Annotated in this window: 18 protein-coding genes and 1 pseudogene; 11 read left to right on the forward strand and 8 right to left on the reverse strand. The window is 71.4% G+C overall.

Annotated elements, in window-relative coordinates:
* Nucleotides 1–21: 21 nt before the first annotated feature.
* From leuA to EDD93_RS17865, 7 genes and pseudogenes are all read left to right on the forward strand, one after another.
* Nucleotides 22–1,818 carry a 2-isopropylmalate synthase gene (gene leuA / locus EDD93_RS17835; RefSeq protein ID WP_123526074.1) on the forward strand — a complete coding sequence of 599 codons (1,797 nt, stop codon included), beginning with the start codon at nt 22–24 and terminating at the stop codon, nt 1,816–1,818.
* Between the two features lie 217 nt (nt 1,819–2,035).
* Entirely contained in the window at nt 2,036–2,740 is a 705-nt protein-coding gene (locus EDD93_RS17840) for a TerB family tellurite resistance protein (RefSeq protein ID WP_123526075.1), read from the forward strand.
* A 161-nt stretch (nt 2,741–2,901) separates the two neighbouring features.
* On the forward strand, nt 2,902–5,007 hold the full coding sequence (locus tag EDD93_RS17845; RefSeq protein ID WP_123526076.1) for an MMPL family transporter: 2,106 nt from the start codon (nt 2,902–2,904) through the stop codon (nt 5,005–5,007).
* An 89-nt stretch (nt 5,008–5,096) separates the two neighbouring features.
* Nucleotides 5,097–6,268, forward strand: a pseudogene (locus EDD93_RS17850) (sensor histidine kinase).
* Entirely contained in the window at nt 6,265–6,948 is a 684-nt protein-coding gene (locus EDD93_RS17855) for a response regulator transcription factor (RefSeq protein WP_123526077.1), read from the forward strand. Before EDD93_RS17850 ends, EDD93_RS17855 begins: the two are co-directional and overlap by 4 nt.
* A 58-nt stretch (nt 6,949–7,006) precedes the next feature.
* On the forward strand, nt 7,007–7,753 hold the full coding sequence (recO, locus tag EDD93_RS17860; protein ID WP_123526078.1) for a DNA repair protein RecO: 747 nt from the start codon (nt 7,007–7,009) through the stop codon (nt 7,751–7,753).
* Between the two features lie 22 nt (nt 7,754–7,775).
* Complete coding sequence (locus EDD93_RS17865) at nt 7,776–8,594, forward strand: isoprenyl transferase (protein ID WP_123526079.1); 819 nt, start codon at nt 7,776–7,778, stop codon at nt 8,592–8,594.
* Between the two features lie 44 nt (nt 8,595–8,638).
* Here the strand turns inward: EDD93_RS17865 and EDD93_RS17870 are convergent, their stop codons facing one another.
* From EDD93_RS17870 to EDD93_RS17885, 4 genes are all read right to left on the reverse strand, one after another.
* Entirely contained in the window at nt 8,639–9,073 is a 435-nt protein-coding gene (locus EDD93_RS17870; protein WP_123526080.1) for a Fur family transcriptional regulator, read from the reverse strand.
* A 65-nt stretch (nt 9,074–9,138) separates the two neighbouring features.
* Nucleotides 9,139–10,032: a metal ABC transporter permease gene (locus tag EDD93_RS17875; RefSeq protein ID WP_123526081.1), complete on the reverse strand. Its 894-nt coding sequence runs from the start codon at nt 10,030–10,032 to the stop codon at nt 9,139–9,141.
* A 2-nt stretch (nt 10,033–10,034) separates the two neighbouring features.
* Nucleotides 10,035–10,817, reverse strand: a complete 783-nt coding sequence (locus EDD93_RS17880) for a metal ABC transporter ATP-binding protein (RefSeq protein WP_123527843.1) — start codon at nt 10,815–10,817, stop codon at nt 10,035–10,037.
* Nucleotides 10,818–10,876: 59 nt separating this feature from the next.
* On the reverse strand, nt 10,877–11,848 hold the full coding sequence (locus EDD93_RS17885; protein WP_398904016.1) for a metal ABC transporter substrate-binding protein: 972 nt from the start codon (nt 11,846–11,848) through the stop codon (nt 10,877–10,879).
* A gap of 157 nt (nt 11,849–12,005) precedes the next feature.
* Here EDD93_RS17885 and EDD93_RS17890 point away from each other — a divergent pair, with 157 nt between their 5' ends.
* Together EDD93_RS17890 and EDD93_RS17895 are read left to right on the forward strand one after the other, a co-directional pair.
* A complete protein-coding gene (locus tag EDD93_RS17890) occupies nt 12,006–13,388 on the forward strand; it encodes a glycine--tRNA ligase (protein WP_024491652.1) in 1,383 nt (460 codons plus the stop codon).
* A gap of 91 nt (nt 13,389–13,479) precedes the next feature.
* The gene (locus tag EDD93_RS17895; protein ID WP_123526083.1) at nt 13,480–13,686 is read left to right on the forward strand and encodes a hypothetical protein; all 207 of its coding nucleotides are present in this window, start codon (nt 13,480–13,482) and stop codon (nt 13,684–13,686) included.
* A 95-nt stretch (nt 13,687–13,781) separates the two neighbouring features.
* Here the strand turns inward: EDD93_RS17895 and EDD93_RS17900 are convergent, their stop codons facing one another.
* Together EDD93_RS17900 and EDD93_RS17905 are read right to left on the reverse strand one after the other, a co-directional pair.
* A complete protein-coding gene (locus EDD93_RS17900) occupies nt 13,782–14,369 on the reverse strand; it encodes a TetR family transcriptional regulator (protein WP_123526084.1) in 588 nt (195 codons plus the stop codon).
* Between the two features lie 77 nt (nt 14,370–14,446).
* Nucleotides 14,447–15,472, reverse strand: coding sequence for an aldo/keto reductase (locus EDD93_RS17905; protein ID WP_123526085.1), 1,026 nt, complete (start codon nt 15,470–15,472; stop codon nt 14,447–14,449).
* A gap of 283 nt (nt 15,473–15,755) precedes the next feature.
* Between EDD93_RS17905 and EDD93_RS17910 the strand changes: the two genes are divergently transcribed.
* Entirely contained in the window at nt 15,756–16,010 is a 255-nt protein-coding gene (locus tag EDD93_RS17910) for a DUF6243 family protein (RefSeq protein WP_123526086.1), read from the forward strand.
* A gap of 147 nt (nt 16,011–16,157) precedes the next feature.
* Here EDD93_RS17910 and EDD93_RS17915 read toward each other — a convergent pair whose 3' ends face one another.
* The gene (locus EDD93_RS17915; RefSeq protein ID WP_398904020.1) at nt 16,158–17,630 is read right to left on the reverse strand and encodes an MFS transporter; all 1,473 of its coding nucleotides are present in this window, start codon (nt 17,628–17,630) and stop codon (nt 16,158–16,160) included.
* 101 nt (nt 17,631–17,731) lie between these two features.
* Here EDD93_RS17915 and EDD93_RS17920 point away from each other — a divergent pair, with 101 nt between their 5' ends.
* On the forward strand, nt 17,732–18,685 hold the full coding sequence (locus EDD93_RS17920) for a helix-turn-helix domain-containing protein (RefSeq protein ID WP_185092359.1): 954 nt from the start codon (nt 17,732–17,734) through the stop codon (nt 18,683–18,685).
* Here the strand turns inward: EDD93_RS17920 and EDD93_RS17925 are convergent.
* A complete protein-coding gene (locus EDD93_RS17925) occupies nt 18,655–20,223 on the reverse strand; it encodes an MFS transporter (RefSeq protein WP_185092360.1) in 1,569 nt (522 codons plus the stop codon). The genes EDD93_RS17920 and EDD93_RS17925 overlap by 31 nt on opposite strands.
* Nucleotides 20,224–20,237 lie beyond the last annotated feature (14 nt).

Genomic DNA, 20,237 nt, shown 5'->3' on the forward strand with positions numbered 1-20,237 from the left:
GACCCCGAGGAGCCCTACGCCATGACCGCAGTCAATCCCGCTCAGACTCCCCTCGAGAACGCCGTCGGCCGCCCCACGCCGATCACCAACACCACGGGCCTGCAGAAGCCGTCCGGGATGCCGATCAACAAGTACGGGCAGTACGAGGCCGTCGACATCCCCGACCGCACCTGGCCGGACAAGCGCGTCACGGTCGCACCCCGCTGGCTCTCCACGGACCTGCGTGACGGGAACCAGGCGCTGATCGACCCGATGTCGCCGGCCCGCAAGCGCGAGATGTTCGACCTGCTGGTGCGCATGGGCTACAAGGAGATCGAGGTCGGCTTCCCGTCCTCCGGCGAGACCGACTTCGCGTTCGTCCGCTCCATCATCGAAGAGGGCGCGATCCCCGAGGACGTGACGATCTCCGTCCTGACGCAGGCCCGCGAGGAACTGATCGAGCGCACCGTGGAATCGCTGCGCGGCGCCCACCGCGCCACCGTCCACCTGTACAACGCGACCGCCCCCACCTTCCGCCGCGTGGTCTTCCGGGGCTCCAAGGAACAGGTCAAGCAGATCGCCGTGGACGGCACCCGGCTGGTCATGGAGTACGCCGAGAAGATCCTGGGCGAGGAGACGATCTTCGGCTACCAGTACAGCCCGGAGATCTTCACCGACACCGAGCTGGACTTCGCCCTGGAGGTCTGCGAGGCGGTCTGTGACGTCTGGCAGCCCGAGGCGGGCCGCGAGATCATCCTCAACCTGCCCGCCACCGTGGAGCGTTCGACGCCGTCCACGCACGCCGACCGGTTCGAGTGGATGTCGCGCAACCTGTCGCGCCGCGAGTTCGTCTGCCTGTCCGTCCACCCGCACAACGACCGGGGCACCGCCGTCGCCGCCGCCGAACTGGCCCTGATGGCAGGCGCCGACCGGATCGAGGGCTGCCTGTTCGGCCAGGGCGAGCGCACCGGCAACGTCGACCTGGTGACGCTGGGCATGAACCTCTTCTCGCAGGGCGTCGACCCGCAGATCGACTTCTCGCAGATCGACGAGATCCGCCGCACCAGCGAGTACTGCAACCAGATGGAGGTCCACCCGCGCCACCCCTACGCGGGCGACCTGGTCTACACCGCCTTCTCCGGCTCCCACCAGGACGCCATCAAGAAGGGCTTCGACGCCATGGAGGCCGACGCGGCCGCCCAGGGCAAGACGGTGGACGAGATCGAGTGGGCGGTGCCCTACCTGCCGATCGACCCGAAGGACGTCGGCCGCAGCTACGAGGCGGTCATCCGGGTCAACTCCCAGTCGGGCAAGGGCGGAATCGCCTACGTCCTGAAGAACGACCACAAGCTGGACCTGCCGCGCCGGATGCAGATCGAGTACTCCCGGATCATTCAGGCCAAGACCGACGCCGAGGGCGGCGAGGTCACGCCGGCGCAGATCTGGAGCACGTTCCAGGACGAGTACCTGCCCAACCCCGAGAACACCGCGGCCCAGTGGGGGCGCGTACAGATCCGTTCCGGCCAGACGACGACCGGCTCGGACGGCCAGGACACGATCACCGTCGAGGCGACGGTGGACGGCGCGGACACCGTGCTCACCGGCACCGGAAACGGTCCGATCTCGGCGTTCTTCGAGGCGCTGCAGGCCATCGGCATCGATGCCCGGCTGCTGGACTACACCGAGCACACCATGAGCGAGGGCGCGAGCGCGCAGGCCGCCTCGTACATCGAGTGCGCGATCGACGGAAAGGTCCTGTGGGGCATCGGCATCGACGCCAACACCACCCGGGCCTCGCTGAAGGCGGTCGTCTCGGCCGTCAACCGCGCCACCCGCTGACCCCGCGCCCGCCCGAAAGGGCATGAATCCACACGGTCCGCGAACCCCGTCCCCCGCACCCGGGGGGCGGGGTTCGGCCATCTCGGAGCGGTTGTGACGGGCGAGGTGCTGACGCCGCTTCGTGGATGTGGTTAACATCACGTCCAACACGGCAATGTTGCCGTGGGGGTACCTCCCGTGTCCGCAGGGCTACGGGGGAGTTACGGAGGTGTGCGACGTGCGGTCAGCCCTGGGACAACGCGCAACGAAGCTGCGTATCTGCGGCATCCGCACGATGTGGGACACCGTCGGGGACGGCGAGTTCTTCTGCACCGGCTGCGGAGGCGACCGCAACTACCGCCGCCTCACCGGACGTCGCCGGTTCACCTTCCTGGGCGTACCGCTGCTGCGGCGCGGCACCGTCGGCCCGGTCGTCGAATGCGCCGCGTGCCACGGCCACTTCGGCACCGACACGCTCGACCACCCCACCACCACCCGGTTCTCCGCGATGCTCAAGGACGGCGTCCACACGGTCGCGCTCGGCGTCCTCGCGGCCGGCGGCACCACCTCCCGCACCGTCCTGGAGACCGCCGTCGCCACCGTGCGCGGCGCCGGGTTCGACGGCTGCACGCAGGAACAGCTCGCCACCGTCGTCGAGGTCCTCTCCGTCGACATCGGCCACGGCTCGGCGTTCGACCCGGCCGCCGAGGCCTGCGGCGCGGCCCTCGCCATCGAGCTCCACGAGGCGCTGGAGCCCCTCGCCCCGCACCTGGCCCCGGCCGGCCGGGAATCGATTCTGCTCCAGGGCGCCAGGATCGCGCTGGCCGACGGCCCGTACAGCCAGGCCGAACGCGAGGTGCTGACCACGGTCGGCGGGGCGCTCCAGCTCCGCGCCGAGGACACCGCCCGGCTGCTCGCCGCCGCGGCCCGTACGCCCTCCTGAACCCGCTCCCGGTCCACCGGCCGCTACTCCCGCGGGAGTAAGCCGGCGCACCGCACCCTCCCCGGCAGTAACGGGGATGTCGGTCTCCGGCGCGACGAACCGGCCCCGGCCCGACGGGAGTCTGGACATGAATCCAGACACCCGGACGGAAGGGGACCCGTATGCGGGCCGCGACGCAGGACACGAGCCCACAGCCACAGCGGCGGACACGGAGCCGGTGGCGCAAGCTGCCCTGGGCGGTCGTCGCGCTCTGGGTCGCCGTCATCGCCATCGCCGGCCCCCTCGCCGGGAAACTCTCGGACGTGCAGGCCAACCACGCGGTCGACTACCTGCCCGCGAGCGCCGACTCCACCCAGGCCGCGAAGATCCAGGAGACCCTGCCCGGCGGCGAGTCCACCGACCTCGTCCTCGTCTACCACCGCGAGGGCGGGCTGACCCCGGCCGACCGGACCACCGCAGCCCGGCAGACCGCCGAGGTGGCCGCCGGCCACCCCCTCACCGCGCCCCCGCGCGCCGTCCCCTCCGAGGACGGGACGACCCTGATGTACCCCGTCTCCACCACCGGGCCCGGCCAGGACGACGACGCCAGGACCGCGTTCGTCGACGAGGTGCGCGAGACCGCGAAGGGCGGCGACGGACTGAGCGTCCTGGTCGGCGGCCCCGGCGCCCTCAACACCGACGCGCAGAAGGTATACGGCTCGCTCGGCGGACCCCTGCTCTACACGACCGTCGCCGTCATCGCGATCCTGCTGATCCTCATCTACCGCAGCCCGCTGCTGTGGCTGGTACCGCTCGTCGTCGCCGGCGTCGCCGACGCCCTGTCGATGGCCGTCGTCTACGGACTCAACCGGGGCTTCGACATCACCGTCACCGGCCAGAGCTCCGCCGTGATGACCATCCTCGTCTTCGGCGCCGGCACCGACTACGCCCTGCTGCTCGTCTCCCGCTACCGGGAGGAGCTGACCCGCCACGCCCGGCCGCAGGAAGCGATGGCGGCAGCGCTGCGCGGCTGCGGCCCGGCCGTCGTGGCCTCCTCGGCGACGGTCGCAGCGGGCCTCCTGTGCCTCCTGGCGGCCGATCTCACCAGCAGCCGCGGAATGGGACCCATCGCCGCTGTCGGGGTGCTGTGCGCCCTCCTGGCCATGCTCACGCTGCTCCCGGCACTCCTGGTACTCCTGGGCCGCCGGGTGTTCTGGCCGATCGTCCCCGCCCACGGCAGCGAACCCGTGCGGCGGCGCTCCCTCCTCGCCGCCGTGGGCAGCTCCGCCGGACGCCGTCCCGTCGCGGTGCTGGTGACCGGCGGGGCACTGCTCGGCGCGCTGTCGCTCGGGGTGTTCAACCTGCCCGGCGACCTCAAACAGGCGGACTCCTTCACCAGCAAGCCGGACTCGGTCGCCGCCATGGAGACACTCGCCGGCGCCTACCCCGGCCGCTCCAGCCAGCCGATCACCGTCCTCGCACCCACCGGCCGGGCCGGCCAGGTGCTGGCCGGAGCCCGCGCCACCGAGGGCGTCGCCTCCGCCGAACGCGGCCGCAGCGGCGGCGGCTGGACCGAACTGTCCGTCGTCGCCAGGGGCGGACCCGAGTCCGCGGCGGAGCGCGACACCGTCAACGCCCTGCGCGCGCACCTGGACGGGGCCCACGTCGGCGGCCCCGGCGCCCAGCAGATGGACCTGGAGCACTCCAGCTCCCGCGACCTGCGCACCGTCGTCCCGCTCGTCCTGCTGTCGGTCCTGATCGTCCTGATCGTCCTGCTGCGCGGCCTCGTCGCCCCGCTGCTGCTGGTCGCGGCCGTCGTCGCCGTCTGGGGCGCCGCGCTCGGCATCGGCGGACTGCTCTTCGAACCGCTCCTCGGACTCAAGGGCACCGACCCCGGACTGCCACTGCTGTCCTTCGTCTTCCTGGTCGCACTCGGCGTCGACTACGGCATCTTCCTGATGCACCGGGTACGCGAGGAGTCCCTGGCCGGCGCCGGGCCGACCGCCGCCGCGCTCACCGCCCTGCGCACCACCGGCGCCGTCATCGCCTCGGCGGGCCTGGTGCTCGCCGCCACCTTCGCCGTCCTGACGAACATGCCGCTGACCGCCCTGGTGGAGATGGGCTTCGTCATCGCCGTCGGTGTGCTCCTCGACACCTTCCTCGTCCGCACCTATCTGGTCACCTCGGCCGCCGTCGCCCTGCAGCGCCGGATGTGGTGGCCGGGAGCGCTCAGCCGCCCGCCCGCCGCCCCCGGGCCGCAGGAACCGGAACTCGTCCGGGCGCCCTGACAGTGCCCCGCCCCGTACCGGAGGATGGCCGCGTGTCCCGAACCACGCGCCGCCGCGAGCGCGTCCTGGCCGTCGTCAACCGCGACCCCATGCACGCGCCGCACAGGACGCGCACCGACGCCCTCATCGCCGTGGGCGCCGGTGCGCTCTCCGCCGCCCTCGCCCTGTTCGGCGGCGGCCGCACACCCGACGCGCTCGGCCTGCTCCTGCTGGCGACCGGCGTGCTCCCGCTCGTGTGGCGGCGGCGCGCACCCGTGCTCGTGGTGGCCGCCATGGTCCCGCTGCTGGCCCTCTACCACGGCCTCGACTACGACCACACGGCCCCGATGCCGCAGACCTGGATCGCGCTCTACACGGTGGCCGTCACCGGCCGCCCGCTGCGGACCCTGCTCACCGGCATCGGCGTGATGGCCGTGATGACGACCGTGGTCGTCGGCATCAGCGCCCACGACGGGCTCGAACTGCTGCGGATCTCCGGCTGGATCGTCGCGGTCCTGTTCTGCGGGGTGGACGTACGCATCTACCGCCAGTACGTCGCCTCGATGCTGGAGCGCGCCGAACGGGCCGAGCGCACCCGGGAGGAGGAGGCCAGGCGGCGGGTCGCCGAGGAACGGCTGCGGATCGCCCGCGACCTGCACGACCTGCTGGCCCACAGCATCACCCTCATCGGCGTGCAGACCTCGGTGGCCTCGCACATCCTCACCGTCGACCCGGACCGGCTCGACCGGAAAGCCATCGCCGCCTCGCTGGACGACATCGCCGGCACCTGCCGGGAGGCCCGCGCCGAACTGCGCACCACCCTCCAGGTACTGCGCGACACCGGGCAGGCCGGCCGCGACGACGCGGACGGGCCGCTGCCCGGCCTGGCCGCCCTGCCCGGCCTCGTACGCGCCGCGGAGGCGGCCGGGGCACGGGTCGACCTCCGGGTGCGCCCGCCCCACGGCCGGCTCGCCCCGGCGACCGGAGCGGCCGCCTACCGGATCGTGCAGGAGTCCCTGACGAACGCGGTACGGCACGCCGGCTCCGGCGTCCGCGTCGGCGTCGTCGTCGAGCCCACCGCCGGCGCCCTGCGCGTCACCGTCACCGACGACGGGACCGGCCCGGTGGACGACGGCTCCCGGCCCGGGTTCGGCATCCTCGCATGCGCGAGCGCGCCCGCAGCACCGGCGGCACCCTGGACGCCGGCCCCCGCCCCGGCGGCGGCTTCGAGGTGTCCGCGCTGCTGCCCTTCCAGAAACAGGAATCGGAGACCCACTCATGATCCGCGTACTGCTCGCCGACGACCAGACGCTCGTCCGCGCCGCGTTCGCGATGCTCGTCGGCTCCGACCCGGACATGGAGGTCGTCGGACAGGCCGCCACCGGCCTCGAAGCGGTCGCGCTCGCCCGATCGGAACGGGCCGACCTGGTCGTCATGGACATCCGGATGCCCGAACTCGACGGCATCGCGGCGACCCGCCGCATCGCCGCCGACGAGGACCTCGCCGGGGTGAAGGTGCTGGTCCTGACCACGTACGACACCGACGAGCACGTCGTGGAAGCGCTGCGCGCGGGCGCCTCCGGCTTCCTGGTCAAGGACACCCGGCCCGCCGACCTGCTCGCCGCCATCAAGACGGTGGCCGCCGGCGAGGCCCTGCTCTCACCCGGCCCGACCGCCCGGCTGATCGCCCGGGTCCTCAGCACCCCCAGCGCGCCGACCGCCTCCGCGACGGGCGGCCCCGAGGCGCTCTCGGACCGCGAACGCCAGGTCCTCGGCCTCGTCGCGCGCGGCCTGAACAACACCGAGATCGCCGAGACCCTCGGCCTCAGCCCGCTCACCGCCAAGACCCACGTCAGCCGGATCATGGGCAGACTCGGCGCCCGCGACCGCGCCCAGCTGGTGATCATCGCGTACGAATCCGGGCTGGTCGTCGCAGCCGGCGGCGGTGCGGCCGGAGACTGAGCCGCCCGGGTCCGGGGGGCGGCCCCGGCGGGCCGCCCGCGTACCGGACAATGGAGCCATGAGCTTGTTCCGGGACGACGGCGTGGTGCTCCGCACGCAGAAGCTGGGCGAGGCCGACCGGATCATCACGATCCTGACCCGCGGCCACGGCCGGGTACGGGCCGTCGCACGCGGCGTGCGACGCACGAAGTCGAAGTTCGGCGCCCGCCTCGAACCGTTCTCCCATGTGGACGTCCAGTTCTTCGCACGCGGCAGCGAACTGATCGGACGCGGCCTGCCGCTCTGCACCCAGAGCGAGACGATCGCCCCCTACGGCGGCGGCATCGTCACCGACTACGGGCGCTACACCGCGGGCACCGCGATGCTGGAGACCGCCGAACGCTTCACCGACCACGAGGGCGAACCCGCCGTCCAGCAGTACCTGCTCCTGGTGGGCGGACTGCGCACGCTCTCCCGGGGGGAACACGACCCCCACCTCATCCTCGACGCCTTCCTGCTGCGCTCCCTCGCCGTCAACGGCTACGCACCCAGCTTCACCGACTGCGCCCGGTGCGGAATGCCCGGACCGAACCGGTTCTTCTCCGTCGCCGCGGGCGGCGTCATATGCGGCGACTGCCGGGTACCGGGCAGCGTCGTACCCTCGGCGGAGGCCGTCACCCTGCTGAGCGCACTGCTCACCGGCGACTGGGAGACGGCGGACGCGTGCGAGGCGCGTCACGCCAGGGAGGGGAGCGGGCTGGTGTCCGCCTATCTGCACTGGCACCTGGAGCGCGGCCTGCGTTCGCTGCGGTACGTGGAAAAGTAGACACAGGGAGACGGAAAAGCCCATGGCAGTACGCGGAATCCTCGGCGGACGCAACCGGCGGGACTACAAGGCCCCGGAGCCGCACCCGTCCGGAGCCGTGCCCCCGAAGATCCCCGGTGAGCTGGTGCCCAAGCACGTCGCCGTGGTGATGGACGGCAACGGCCGCTGGGCCAAGGAGCGCGGTCTGCCGCGCACCGAGGGCCACAAGGTCGGCGAGGGCGTCGTCATGGACGTGCTCAAGGGCTGCATCGAGATGGGCGTCAAGAACCTCTCGCTGTACGCCTTCTCCACCGAGAACTGGAAGCGGTCCCCGGACGAGGTGAAGTTCCTGATGAACTTCAACCGGGACGTCATCCGCCGCCGCCGTGACGAGATGGACGAGCTGGGCATCCGGATCCGCTGGGTCGGCCGCATGCCGAAGCTGTGGAAGTCCGTTGTCCAGGAGCTCCAGGTCGCGCAGGAGCAGACCAAGGACAACGACAAGATGACGCTGTACTTCTGCGTCAACTACGGCGGCCGCGCCGAGATCGCCGACGCCGCACAGCGGATCGCCGAGGACGTCGCGGCCGGGAAGCTCGACCCGTCGAAGGTCAACGAGAAGACCTTCGCGAAGTACACCTACTACCCGGACATGCCGGACGTCGACCTCTTCGTCCGCCCCAGTGGCGAGCAGCGCACGTCCAACTACCTGATCTGGCAGAGCGCGTACGCCGAGATGGTCTTCCAGGACGTGCTGTGGCCGGACTTCGACCGGCGTGACCTGTGGCGGGCCTGCCTCGAATTCGCCCAGCGCGACCGGCGCTTCGGCGGTGCGGTGGAGGCCGCGGAATCCGGCAGCTGAGCAGGACGGCTACGGGGGCGCCGCCCCCGTAGCCGCAGGATCACTCACTTCCCGGCGCTCGCGCACTCCGCGCAGGTGCCGAAGACCTCCACCGTGTGCGCCACGTTGACGTAGCCGTGCTGCGCCGCGATCGTCTCCGCCCACTGCTCGACCGCCGGGCCCTCGACCTCGACGGCCTTGCCGCACACCCGGCAGACCAGATGGTGGTGGTGGTCGCCGGTCGAGCACCGCCGGTAGACGGACTCGCCCTCGGTGGTGCGCAGCACATCGACCTCGCCCGCGTCCGCGAGGGACTGCAGGGTGCGGTAGACCGTGGTCAGCCCGACCGAGTCGCCGCGGTGCTTGAGCACGTCGTGCAGCTCCTGGGCGCTGCGGAACTCGTCCACCTCGTCGAGCGCCGCGGCCACCGCGGTCCGCTGCCGGGTCGAGCGGCCGCGTACCGGGGCCGCGCTCGTGCCGCTGATCGGCGCCGTCGCCACAGGAGCCTCCTCGTGTCGCCCGTACGTTTGTCGGGCCATTGTGCCAGCCCGGCCCGGCCGCGGGGTCAGACGCGGACGTCGTCCGCGGCGCGGCGGGTTGCCGGTACCTCCAGGGTGCACCGCTCGGCGGCCGATTCGCCGATGCGCGCGCGCCTTCTTCCCAGCGGGGCGGCGAGCAGGGTCAGTGCGATGAAGACGCCGATGGCCAGCAGCACGATCGTCGCCCCGGGCGGTACGTCCTGGTAGTACGAGGTCACGGTGCCGGCCAGGGTCACCGCCACCCCGATGACGACCGAGAGCACGAAGGTCACCTTGAAGGACCGGCTGATCTGCTGCGCGGCGGCGACCGGGACCACCATCAGGGCGCTGACCAGCAGCAGCCCGACGACCCGCATCGCGACGGTGACGGTGACCGCCGCGGTGACGGCGATCAGCAGGTTCAGGACCCGTACCGGCAGTCCGGTGACCCGGGCGAACTCCTCGTCCTGGCTGACCGCGAACAGCTGCCTGCGCAGCCCGACCGTCACCAGCAGCACGAACGCCGCCAGCAGGCCGATCGCGGTGATGTCCTCGGAGGAGACTGTGGACAGCGAGCCGAAGAGGTACGAGGTGAGGTTGGCGTTGGAACCGGTGTCGGAGAGGTTGATCAGCAGGACACCGCCCGCCATGCCGCCGTAGAAGAGCATCGCCAGCGCGATGTCGCCCCGGGTGCGTCCGTACCAGCGGATCAGTTCCATGACGACCGCGCCGACGACGGCGACGGCGGTGGCCATCCAGACCGGGCTGGTGGAGAGCAGGAAGCCGAGGCCGACACCGGTCATCGCGATGTGGCCGATGCCGTCGCCCATCAGGGCCTGCCGGCGCTGCACCAGGTAGATGCCGACGGCGGGGGCGATGACGCCGACCAGCACTGCGGCGATCAGCGCCCGCTGCATGAAGGGAGGGGTGAGGAATTCCATGATCAGCTCAGCAGTCCCGTCCGGACGGGCTCGGAAGCCGCGTGGGGGTGTACGTGGTCGTGGCCGGGCAGCGCGTGCTGGCCCAGGGCCTTCGGGGGCGGTCCGTCGTGCATCACGCAGCCGTCGCGCAGTACGACCGCGCGGTCGATCAGCGGCTCCAGCGGGCCCAGCTCGTGCAGGACGAGCAGCACGGTGGTGCCGGCCGCGACCTGGTCGCGCAGGGTCGCGGCGAGGATCTCCTGGCTGGCCAGGTCGACGCCGGCCATCGGCTCGTCCATGATCAGCAGTTCGGGTTCGGCGGCGAGCGCGCGGGCGATCAGGACGCGCTGGTGCTGGCCGCCGGAGAGGGCGTTCACGGAGTCCTTGGCGCGGTCGGTGAGGCCGACGAGTTCGATCGCCCGGTCGACGGCGGCGCGGTCGGCCTTGCGGGGCAGGCCGAGCCTGGTCCGGGAGAGCCGTCCGGAGGAGACGACCTCGCGGATGGTGGCCGGTACGCCGCCGGCCGCGGTGGTGCGCTGCGGCACGTAGCCGACCCGGGCCCAGTCGCGGAACCGGCGCAGCGGGGTGCCGAAGAGTTCGACGGCGCCGCCGGTGAGGGGGACCTGGCCGATGGCGGAGCGCACGGCGGTCGACTTGCCGGAGCCGTTGGCGCCGAGCAGCGCGACGACCTCGCCGCGGTGCACGGTCAGGTCGACGCCGCGCAGGACGGGGCGCGCTCCGAGGGTGGCCGTGGCGTCGCGCAGGACGATCACGGGTTCGGGGGTGGAGCTCGCGGGCTCGGGCATGAGCGCCTCCGGTGCTGCTGCGGGGTTCGGGTCGGCCGGTTCGGTGGGGTCGTCGTCGCTCACTTCGCGCCGAGCGCCTTCTGCAGCGCGGCGAGGTTGGACTTCATGACCTCGATGTAGTCATCGCCCTTGGACCTGTCCGTGATTCCCTCCAGCGGGTCCAGGACGTCGGTGCGCAGTCCGGTGTCGCGGGCGACGGTCTTGGCCGTCTTGTCGCTGGCGAGCGTCTCGAAGAAGACCGTGGTGACCTTCTTCTTCTCCGCGATGGAGTGCAGGGCGCTGATCCGGGCGGGGCTGGGCTCGGCCTCGGGGTCGATGCCGGCGATGCCCTCCTGGGTGAGGCCGTAGCGCTCGGCCAGGTATCCGAAGGCGGAGTGGGTGGTGATGAACGTCTTGGTGGCGGTGTCCGCCAGCCCCTTCTTGTACGCCGTGTCGAGCGCGCCGAGCTCCTTGACCAGGGCGTCGGTGTTCTTGCGGTAGTCCGCGGCGTGGTCCGGGTCGGTCTTCTCCAGGGACTTGCCGACGCCCTTGGCGACCTCGGCGTACTTCACCGGGTCGAGCCAGATGTGCGGGTCGGCGCCGGCTTCCTCGCCCTCGTGCTCGTGGCCGTGCTCGTGGTCCTCCCCGCCGACCTCGGCGCCGTGGTCCTCCAGCGTGGTCAGCTTCGCGGCGTCGACGGTGTGCTTGGACTCGGAGAGCTTGATCGCGTCGTCCACCGCGGGCTGGATGCCCTTGAGGTAGAGGATGTAGTCGGCGTCGCTGAGGCCGCCGATCTGCCGGGGGCTGAGCTCCAGGTCGTGCGGCTCCACGCCCGGCTTGGTGAGGGTGGAGACGGAGACGTGGCCGCCGCCTATTCGCTCGGCCAGGAACTGCATCGGGTAGAACGACGCCACCACGTTCAGCTTGTCGCCGCTCTTGTGGTCGGCGGCGTCGGACGTCGAACAGGCGGAGAGCGCGGTGAGGCCGAGGACGACTGCTCCGGCGGCGACAGCGGTGGGTATGAGGCGGCGGCGTTTGTTCATGACAGTCATTTTCAACAAAAGTGGAAACGATTGTCAACAAGGTCGATGGGGCGACCTCGGGCACACGGCCCGGCGGACCGGTCCGATACCGATTTGATCGAAGGGGCGTGCCCGCCGGTAATCTGAGGACTTCGCCGTTCGCCGTCGTCGTAATGAAGAGAGCACCGTGGCCGCCGACAAGATCGACTCCATCGTCAGCCTGAGCAAGCGCCGTGGCTTCGTTTTCCCCTGCAGTGAGATCTACGGTGGTCAGCGCGCCGCCTGGGACTACGGACCGCTGGGCGTTGAGCTCAAGGAGAACCTCAAGCGTCAGTGGTGGCGCTACATGGTCACTTCGCGCGAGGACGTGGTCGGGCTCGACTCGTCGGTCATCCTGGCCCCCGAGGTGTGGGTGGCCTCCGGTCACGTCGCCACGTTCTCGGACCCGCTGACCGAGTGCACCTCCTGCCACAAGCGCTACCGCGCGGACCACCTGGAGGAGGCGTACGAGGAGAAGCACGGCAAGCCGCCGGTCAACGGCCTTGCCGACCTCAACTGCCCCAACTGCGGCAACAAGGGCACCTTCACCGAGCCCAAGCAGTTCTCCGGCCTGCTCTCCACGCACCTCGGCCCGACCCAGGACTCCGGCTCGGTCGCCTACCTGCGTCCCGAGACGGCCCAGGGCATCTTCACCAACTTCGGCCAGGTGCAGCAGACCTCGCGCAAGAAGCCGCCGTTCGGCATCGCGCAGATGGGCAAGTCCTTCCGGAACGAGATCACTCCGGGCAACTTCATCTTCCGCACGCGCGAGTTCGAGCAGATGGAGATGGAGTTCTTCGTCAAGCCGGGCGAGGACGAGCAGTGGCAGGAATACTGGATGGAGCAGCGCTGGAACTGGTACACCGGCCTCGGCATGCGCGAGGAGAACATGCGCTGGTTCGAGCACCCGGCGGAGAAGCTCTCCCACTACTCCAAGCGCACCGCTGACATCGAGTACCGCTTCCGCTTCGGCGGCAGCGAGTGGGGCGAGCTGGAGGGCGTCGCCAACCGCACGGACTACGACCTGAAGGCGCACTCCAAGGCCTCGGGCACGGACCTGTCCTTCTTCGACCAGGAGGCCGGCGAGCGCTGGACCCCCTACGTCATCGAGCCGGCGGCCGGTGTGGGCCGCTCGGTCCTGGCGTTCCTGCTGGACGCCTACATCGAGGACGAGGCGCCCAACGCCAAGGGCGTCATGGAGAAGCGCACCGTGATGCGCCTCGACCCGCGCCTGGCGCCGGTGAAGGTCGCGGTCCTGCCGCTGTCCCGCAACCCGCAGCTCTCGCCGAAGGCCAAGGGCCTCGCGGCCGACCTGCGGCAGAACTGGAACATCGAGTTCGACGACGCGGGCGCCATCGGCCGCCGTTACCGCCGCCAGGACGAGATCGGTACGCCGTTCTGCGTCACCGTCGACTTCGACACCCTCGACGACAACGCGGTGACGGTGCGCGAGCGCGACACGATGAAGCAGGAGCGCGTCTCCCTGGACCAGATCCAGGCGTACCTGGGCGCACGGCTGCTCGGCTGCTGACGCCTCGCATCCGCTGGACGAAGCCCCCGGTTCCCCGAACGGAACCGGGGGCTTCGTGCACACTGGGCACAATCGTCCACAGGAGGCTCGGATGCCGTCCATGACCACGAGCAAGGTCAGCAGATGGGACCAGCACGGCCGTGAACACATAGTCCACGTAAGGAAGTCGGGGATGCAGCGGCAGTTGAGCTGCGACACCTGCGACTGGCGCAAGGGGGTGCAGTTCCTGCCCTGGCTCAAGGCCGAGGAACACCTCGCGGAGGCGCACCAGGCGACGGTCGACCCAACGGCGACGTAGCCCCGGCCCCCGATTCCGGGGCCCGCCCCGATCCCGCTTCCGGCCCCGCTTCCGGTCCAGCCGCCAGTCCCGTTCCGGCCGGTCCGGGCCCGGTCTCAGGCGCGCAGGCCGCGCAGCAGCAGGTCTGTGACGGCGGTGAACTCGGCGGCGATGGCGGGTTTCTGCCATTCGGGGGCATACGCCGGGTCGTGGAAGCGTGCCGTCGCGTCGAAGACGGCCTGGGCGGCCGACGCGGGGTCGGCCACGGCGAACTGGCCGTCGGTCACCCCCTCCTCGATCATCTCCCGCAGCTGGCCCACCAGTTCGCGGATGTGTTCCTCCACCACCGTGCTCTCGCCCATGAGCACCTCATAGGTGGCGAACAGCTCCGGATCGTCGCCCGCCTTGTGCCGCTTGGCCTCGAACAGCGCCTCCAGCCACTGCCGCAGCTTCGCCGGGGCCGGCTGGGCAGAGGCGTGCAGGATCTCGGTGAGCGCCAGCTCCGTGCGGGTCAGCCAGCGGCCGGTCACCGCCTCGCGCAGGGCGGCCTTCGTGCGGAAGTGGCGGTACACGCTGCCGTGGCTGACGCCGAGCGCCCGAGCCACGTCGACCACGGTCGCCTTGGCGGGGCCGTAGCGGCGCAGCACGTCCTCGGTGGCTTCGAGGATGCGCTCGGGAGTCAGCGGGTCGGGCGGCGGCGTCATGGTGGGTGTGCTGCCTTTCGGGGCGGGGCGTCGGGCGGCTCGGGCCGCCGTCGGGCGGCTTTGACCGTACCCGGAGGTCAGCGCTCGCTGTCCAGGTGGGCCATCTGGCTGTCGGGGTAGCGGGCGCCCGCCGCGGCGCCGGCCGGGACGGCCTCCTCGATCGCCGCGAGGTCGGCCTCGGTCAGCTCCACGTCCAGGGAGCCGAGGGCCTCGGTCAGGCGGTCGGTCCTGCGGGCGCCGACCAGCGGCACGATGTCCGTGCCCCGGATCGCGCCCTGGGCCAGGACCCAGGCGATGGCGATCTGCGCGACCGTGACGCCCTTCTGCTCGGCGATCTTCCGGAGCGCCTCGACCAGGTCGAGGTTGTGCCGGAGGTTCTCGTCCTGGAAGCGCGGGCTCATGCTCCGGAAGTCACCGGCGGCCAGCTCGCGGTCGCGGGTGAAGTGACCGCTGATCAGTCCGCGGGAGAGCACCCCGTACGCGGTGACGCCGATGCCCAGTTCGCGGCAGACCGGGAGGATCTCCGCCTCGATGGAGCGGGAGAGCAGCGAGTACTCGATCTGCAGATCGGAGATCGGGGCGACGGAAGCTGCCCGCCGGATGGTCTCGGCGCCGACTTCGGAGAGGCCGATGTGCCGGACGTGCCCGGCCTCGACCAGCTCGGCGATGGCGCCGACGGTCTCCTCGACCGGTACGTCCGGGTCGAGCCTGGCCATGCGGTAGACGTCGATGTGGTCGAGCCCCAGCCGCTGGAGCGAGTAGGCCGCGAAGTTCTTGACCGCCGCCGGGCGGCCGTCGTGACCGGTGAAGGCGCCCTCGACGGTCCGCAGCGCGCCGAACTTCACGCTGGTCAGCGCCCGTTCCCGGGCGGGCGCGGGGGCGGTGCGCAGGGCCTCGTTGATCAGGAGCTCGTTGTGCCCCATGCCGTAGAAGTCGCCGGTGTCGAGCAGGTTGATTCCGGCGTCGAGTGCCGCGTGGACGGTGGCGATCGACTCGGTGCGGTCGGCCTCGCCGTACAGCGCGGACATGCCCATGCAGCCGAGGCCGAGCGTGGAGACCTGCGGGCCGGTGGAGCCGAGGGGGTGGGTGCGGAGGGCGGTCATAGGGAACTCCCGGGTGTGCTGGGGCCAGGCGTCATGCGTACATACCGACCCTGGCATAGGCGATGACAGATTTCAATATCTGTCATTCCATGTTCCCTCGGTGGGGTGATTCCAGTCGGCCGAAAATCCGGTGCGGGAGCCGCTCGGCGCGGGGTACCGTTCCTGCATGGCTTCGTTCTTCCAGATCTACGAGTGAGTGCGCGGCGGGTCCGAGCACCCGCCGCCCACCGGATCGATCCAGGGTCGTTTCAGACCTCACTTTCACCAAGGATGGGAGAACCCCGTGGCCAAAAGCCGTAACAACCTCCTCGGCGTCGGCGGACAGCGGAAGAAGCTGTCCCGTGCCGAGCAGCAGGGCACAGGCCCCGAGCGCAACGCCAACCGGCAGACGGCGGCCGACCAGAAGCAGGAGCTGCTGCGCAAGATGCGGGAGCGCGCCGGTCACGCACCGTCGGACGACGCCGCCGCGCAGGACGCCCCGGCCCAGGACGCACCCGCCAAGGACGCACCTGAGCAGGACGCCCCGGCGCAGAGCTGACCCCCTGCTCGCCGAACCCGGTCAGTAGGGACAGCAGAACAGGAAGTCGCGCGCGGGAGCCCAGGGCGCCACGCGTACGACCGGTGGCCCGGAACACCTCAGGTGTTCCGGGCCACCGCCGTTCCGGACGCCCCGCACGCCCCGAGCTCATGCGACGGTGCGCGGCAGCCGCAGGCTCAGCAGTGTCGTCAGCACCACCGCGCCCAACTGCACCAGCAGCGTCACGACCAGCGCGTCCCGCATCCCCGACCCCGGCGCCAGTGACAGGAACAGCGAACCGAGCGTCGCCACACCCAGGGCCAGCGCCGCCTGCTGAGTCGTCGTCATGACTCCGCCGCCGACCCCGGCCCGCTCCGGCGGCACGTCGGAGAGCACGATGCGGAACAGCACGGGCAGCTGGAGCCCCTGGCCGAGACCGGCGATCGCCATTCCCGGCAGCAGCCCCAGCAGCCCCAGCCCGGACCAGCTGTGCCACACGGTGAGTGCCAGCACCACCACGCCGGCCGCCTGGATGAGCCCGCCGGCCGTCACGACCCGGCTGCCGTAGCGCCGTACCAGCCCCGGGCCGGCCAGCGAGGCGGCGAAGAAGGCCGCCGCCATCGGGGCCATCGAGAGGCCGGACGCCGCCGGACCCAGCTTCAGGCCCTGCTGGAGCGCCACCGCGATGACGAACATGAAGCCGCCGAAGCCCACCGAGAACGGCAGCACCAGCGACAGTCCGCGCCGCAGCGAGTCGAGCCGCAGCAGGCTCGGCGGGACCAGCGGGATCAGGCCGTTGCGGTCGGCCCTCCGCTCCACCCGGTAGAAGGCGGCCGCCGCGAACGGGAACAGCGCCAGCGAGACCCAGGTCCACAGCGGCCAGCCCGCCGCCCGGCCCTCGGTCAGCGGGGCCAGCAGGGTGACCAGTGACGCGGCCAGCAGCAGCGTGCCCGGTACGTCGACCGGGGCGGGCCGCTCCGAACGCGTCTCCGGCACCGAGCGGGCCGCCAGTACCAGCCCCACCGCCGCCACCGGGACGTTGACCAGGAACACCGATCGCCAGCCCGCGCTCTCGCCGAACACCCACGACAGCGGCGCGGCGGCGACCAGCACCCCACCGAGGATCTGGCCGGCGACCATGGAGAGACCGGCCGTCGCCCCGTACAGGCTCATCGCCCTGGCCCGCCGGTGCCCCGAGGTGGTCGCCTGGATGGTGGCGAGCACCTGCGGCAGCATCAGCGCCGCCGCGGCGCCTTGGGCGACCCGCGCGCCGACCAGCGTCCAGGCGTTCGGCGCGAGCCCGCAGGCCAGCGAGGTGAGCCCGAAGGCCGCGATGCCCAGCAGGAACAGCCGGCGCCGGCCGGCCATGTCGCCGAGCCGGCCGCCGAGTACGAGCAGGACGGCGTACGCGAGCCCGTATCCCGCCACGACGAGCTCCAGCAGCGCGGGTCCCGCGGCCAGGTCGTGGTCGATGGTGGGAAGGGCGACATTCACGATGAAGAAGTCGATCAGGGGGAGCGCCGCACCGAGCAGCACGGTGAACAGCCCGAGTGCGCCGAGAACCGGCGTGGGGTGGTCGTGCCGTACCACCGGCGTGGCAGTGGTGGCGGATGTCTTCGGCCGTACAGAGGATTCACTCACGGCATCGACGATGGCTCTTCTCGAAGCCTGGTACCAGAGTGCCTTTATCCTGGTACAAGTAGCACCCGGCATGGCGCCGGGCCGTGCCGCACGCTGGAGGAATGACGACGATGGCGACCGTAGCCCGCGACACCACCCGAGCAGCCGGGAACGCGACCACCGTGACCACCAGGACCTCCGGAACGATCACGGCCTCCGAGGCCGCCGAGAACTCCGAGACCGACATCCGGCGGCATGAGCTCGCGGACTTCCTGCGCAGCCGCCGGGAGCGCATCACCCCCGAGCAGGTGGGCCTGGTCCGGGGCCGCCGCAGGCGCACGCCGGGGCTGCGCCGCGAGGAGGTGGCGCAGCTCTCCGCCGTCGGCGTCACTTGGTACACGTGGCTCGAACAGGCCCGTGACATCCAGGTCTCGCCCCAGGTCCTGGACGCGCTCGCCCGTGCGCTGCTGCTCGACCGCAGCGAGCGCAGCCACCTCTTCTCGCTCGCCGGGGCCATCGATCCGGCCCCCGGCACGGACTGCCCGAGCATCACCCCGGCGCTGCGCGCGATGCTGCGGCAGCTGGAGCCGATCCCCGCGTGTGTCCAGAACAGCCGTTACGACGTGCTCGCCCACAACCGCACCTACGGCCGGCTGCTCTGCGACCTGGACGCCGTGGCGCCCGAGGACCGCAACATCATGCTGCTCGCCTACACGAACGAGCAGTGGCGTTCCACCGTCATGGACATCGCCGAGGTGACCCGCTTCCTGACGGCCAAGTTCCGTGCCGCGATGGCTGAGCACCTGGCCGATCCCGCATGGAAGGCCCTGCTCAGGCGGCTGGAGTCGGCGTCACCCGAGTTCCGGGAGACCTGGGCGAGGCATGAGGTGGTCGGCCCCGGCGCCCGGTCCAAGGTCTTCCGGAACCGGTACGTGGGGCTGCTGCGGCTGGAGACCTCGGATCTGTGGCTCGGCCCGGCGGCCGGCCCGCGCCTGGTCACCTACGTGCCGCGCGACGAGGAGACCCAGGAGCGGCTCCAGCGGCTTCAGGCCCTGGTGCTCGCGGACGAGGACTGACCACCCGGCCCGTTACCGGACCGACCACCCGGCCCGCCACCGGACTCACCGTCGGTCCGGGCCCCCGGCCGTCCCGCGGCCGGTCCGTGTCCCGCCGTCGCCGCGCCCTCCAGCAGTTCCGCGGTCCGGCGGGCGGTGCCCCGCGCCCAGCGCCCGCTGCTCAGCGCCCCGACCACCAGGACGCACACACCGCAGCCGGTGATGATCCACCAGGCGGGCTTGCTCGCCGCCACGAAGTCGCCGGCCGGTCCGATGCCGCCGGACGAGCCGGCGCCTGACACACCGGCCGCCAGTACGGCGCCGATCACGGCGACGCCCAGTGTCTGCCCGATCTGGCGGCTGGTCGAGGCGACCGCCGCGGCGACGCCCGCCTGGGAGCGGGGCATGCCCGAGACGGCGGTGTTGGTGATGGGCGCGTTCACCGCGCCGAAGCCCAGCCCGAACAGCACATAGCCGGTGAACATCAGCGCGTTGTCGGTCTCCGCGTCGAACAGCGCGAACATGAGACCGCTCGCCGCCATCGCGACCCCCGCGACCAGGAGCGGGATGCGTGGACCCCGGGTGGCGACGACGCGCCCCGAGAGCGGCGGCAGAACACAGACCACCGCTGCCATCGGGAGCATGTACAGGCCGGCGCCCAGCGCGCTCATCCCGCGTACGTCCTGCAGATAGAGCGTGTTGACGAAGAGGAAGCCGCCGAGCGCGGCGAAGGCGCTGACCGCGATGACGGTGGCCCCGCTGAACGGGGCGCTGTGGAAGAACCGCAGGTCGATCAGTGGATCGGAGCGCCGGGGTTCGTACACCAGCAGGCCGATCAGCGAGGCCGCCGCGACCGAGGCGAACAGCAGGATCTCGGCGGACGTCCACCCCTTCTGCGGCGCCTCGATGATCGCGTACGTCAGCGAGCCCAGCAGCGCGATCACCAGCAACTGGCCCACCGGGTCAGGGCGGCGGGCCTTCGCGGCGCGCGACTCGGGGACGTACTTCAAGGTCAGCAGCAGTGCGGCGATGCCGACCGGCAGATTGATCCAGAAGATCGACCGCCAGCCGACCGAATCGACCAGGCTGCCGCCGACCACCGGTCCCGCGGCCATCGAGATACCGACGACACCGCCCCAGGCGCCGATGGCCCGCGCGCGTTCGCGCGGGTCGGTGAAGGTGTTGGTGATGATCGACATCGCGACCGGGTTGAGCATGGAGCCGCCGACGGCCTGCACCATCCGGAACACGATCAGTGTCTCCAGGCTGGGCGCGACCGAGCAGAGCGCGGAGCCCAGGGTGAAGAGGACGAGTCCGGCCATGAAGACCTTGCGCCGGCCGATCCGGTCGGCGGTGGATCCGGCGAGCATGAGGAGGGAGGCGAGGACGAGGGTGTACGCGTCGATCGTCCACTGCATCCCCGCGACGCTCGCGTGCAGGTCCTTGCGCATGGACGGGAGGGCGACGTTGAGGACGGTGCTGTCCAGGCTGACGATCAGCAGACTCATGCAGCAGATCGCCAGGACCAGCATCCGTCTCCGGTGGCTGAGCTCGGGCATACATGGATAGTACG

Origin of the sequence: Streptomyces sp. 840.1 (assembly GCF_003751445.1) — a bacterium.
Lineage (GTDB): Bacteria > Actinomycetota > Actinomycetes > Streptomycetales > Streptomycetaceae > Streptomyces.

Excerpts from the sequence above, each read along its gene's own strand:
- EDD93_RS17880 (WP_123527843.1), bottom strand. The coding sequence starts at position 10,817 with ATGCCCGAGCCCGCGAGCTCCACCCCCGAACCCGTGATCGTCCTGCGC.
- leuA (WP_123526074.1), top strand. The coding sequence starts at position 22 with ATGACCGCAGTCAATCCCGCTCAGACTCCCCTCGAGAACGCCGTCGGC.
- EDD93_RS17875 (WP_123526081.1), bottom strand. The coding sequence starts at position 10,032 with ATGGAATTCCTCACCCCTCCCTTCATGCAGCGGGCGCTGATCGCCGCA.
- recO (WP_123526078.1), top strand. The coding sequence starts at position 7,007 with ATGAGCTTGTTCCGGGACGACGGCGTGGTGCTCCGCACGCAGAAGCTG.
- EDD93_RS17925 (WP_185092360.1), bottom strand. The coding sequence starts at position 20,223 with ATGCCCGAGCTCAGCCACCGGAGACGGATGCTGGTCCTGGCGATCTGC.
- EDD93_RS17920 (WP_185092359.1), top strand. The coding sequence starts at position 17,732 with ATGACGACGATGGCGACCGTAGCCCGCGACACCACCCGAGCAGCCGGG.
- EDD93_RS17845 (WP_123526076.1), top strand. The coding sequence starts at position 2,902 with ATGCGGGCCGCGACGCAGGACACGAGCCCACAGCCACAGCGGCGGACA.
- EDD93_RS17865 (WP_123526079.1), top strand. The coding sequence starts at position 7,776 with ATGGCAGTACGCGGAATCCTCGGCGGACGCAACCGGCGGGACTACAAG.
- EDD93_RS17855 (WP_123526077.1), top strand. The coding sequence starts at position 6,265 with ATGATCCGCGTACTGCTCGCCGACGACCAGACGCTCGTCCGCGCCGCG.
- EDD93_RS17885 (WP_398904016.1), bottom strand. The coding sequence starts at position 11,848 with ATGACTGTCATGAACAAACGCCGCCGCCTCATACCCACCGCTGTCGCC.
- EDD93_RS17905 (WP_123526085.1), bottom strand. The coding sequence starts at position 15,472 with ATGACCGCCCTCCGCACCCACCCCCTCGGCTCCACCGGCCCGCAGGTC.
- EDD93_RS17900 (WP_123526084.1), bottom strand. The coding sequence starts at position 14,369 with ATGACGCCGCCGCCCGACCCGCTGACTCCCGAGCGCATCCTCGAAGCC.
- EDD93_RS17895 (WP_123526083.1), top strand. The coding sequence starts at position 13,480 with ATGCCGTCCATGACCACGAGCAAGGTCAGCAGATGGGACCAGCACGGC.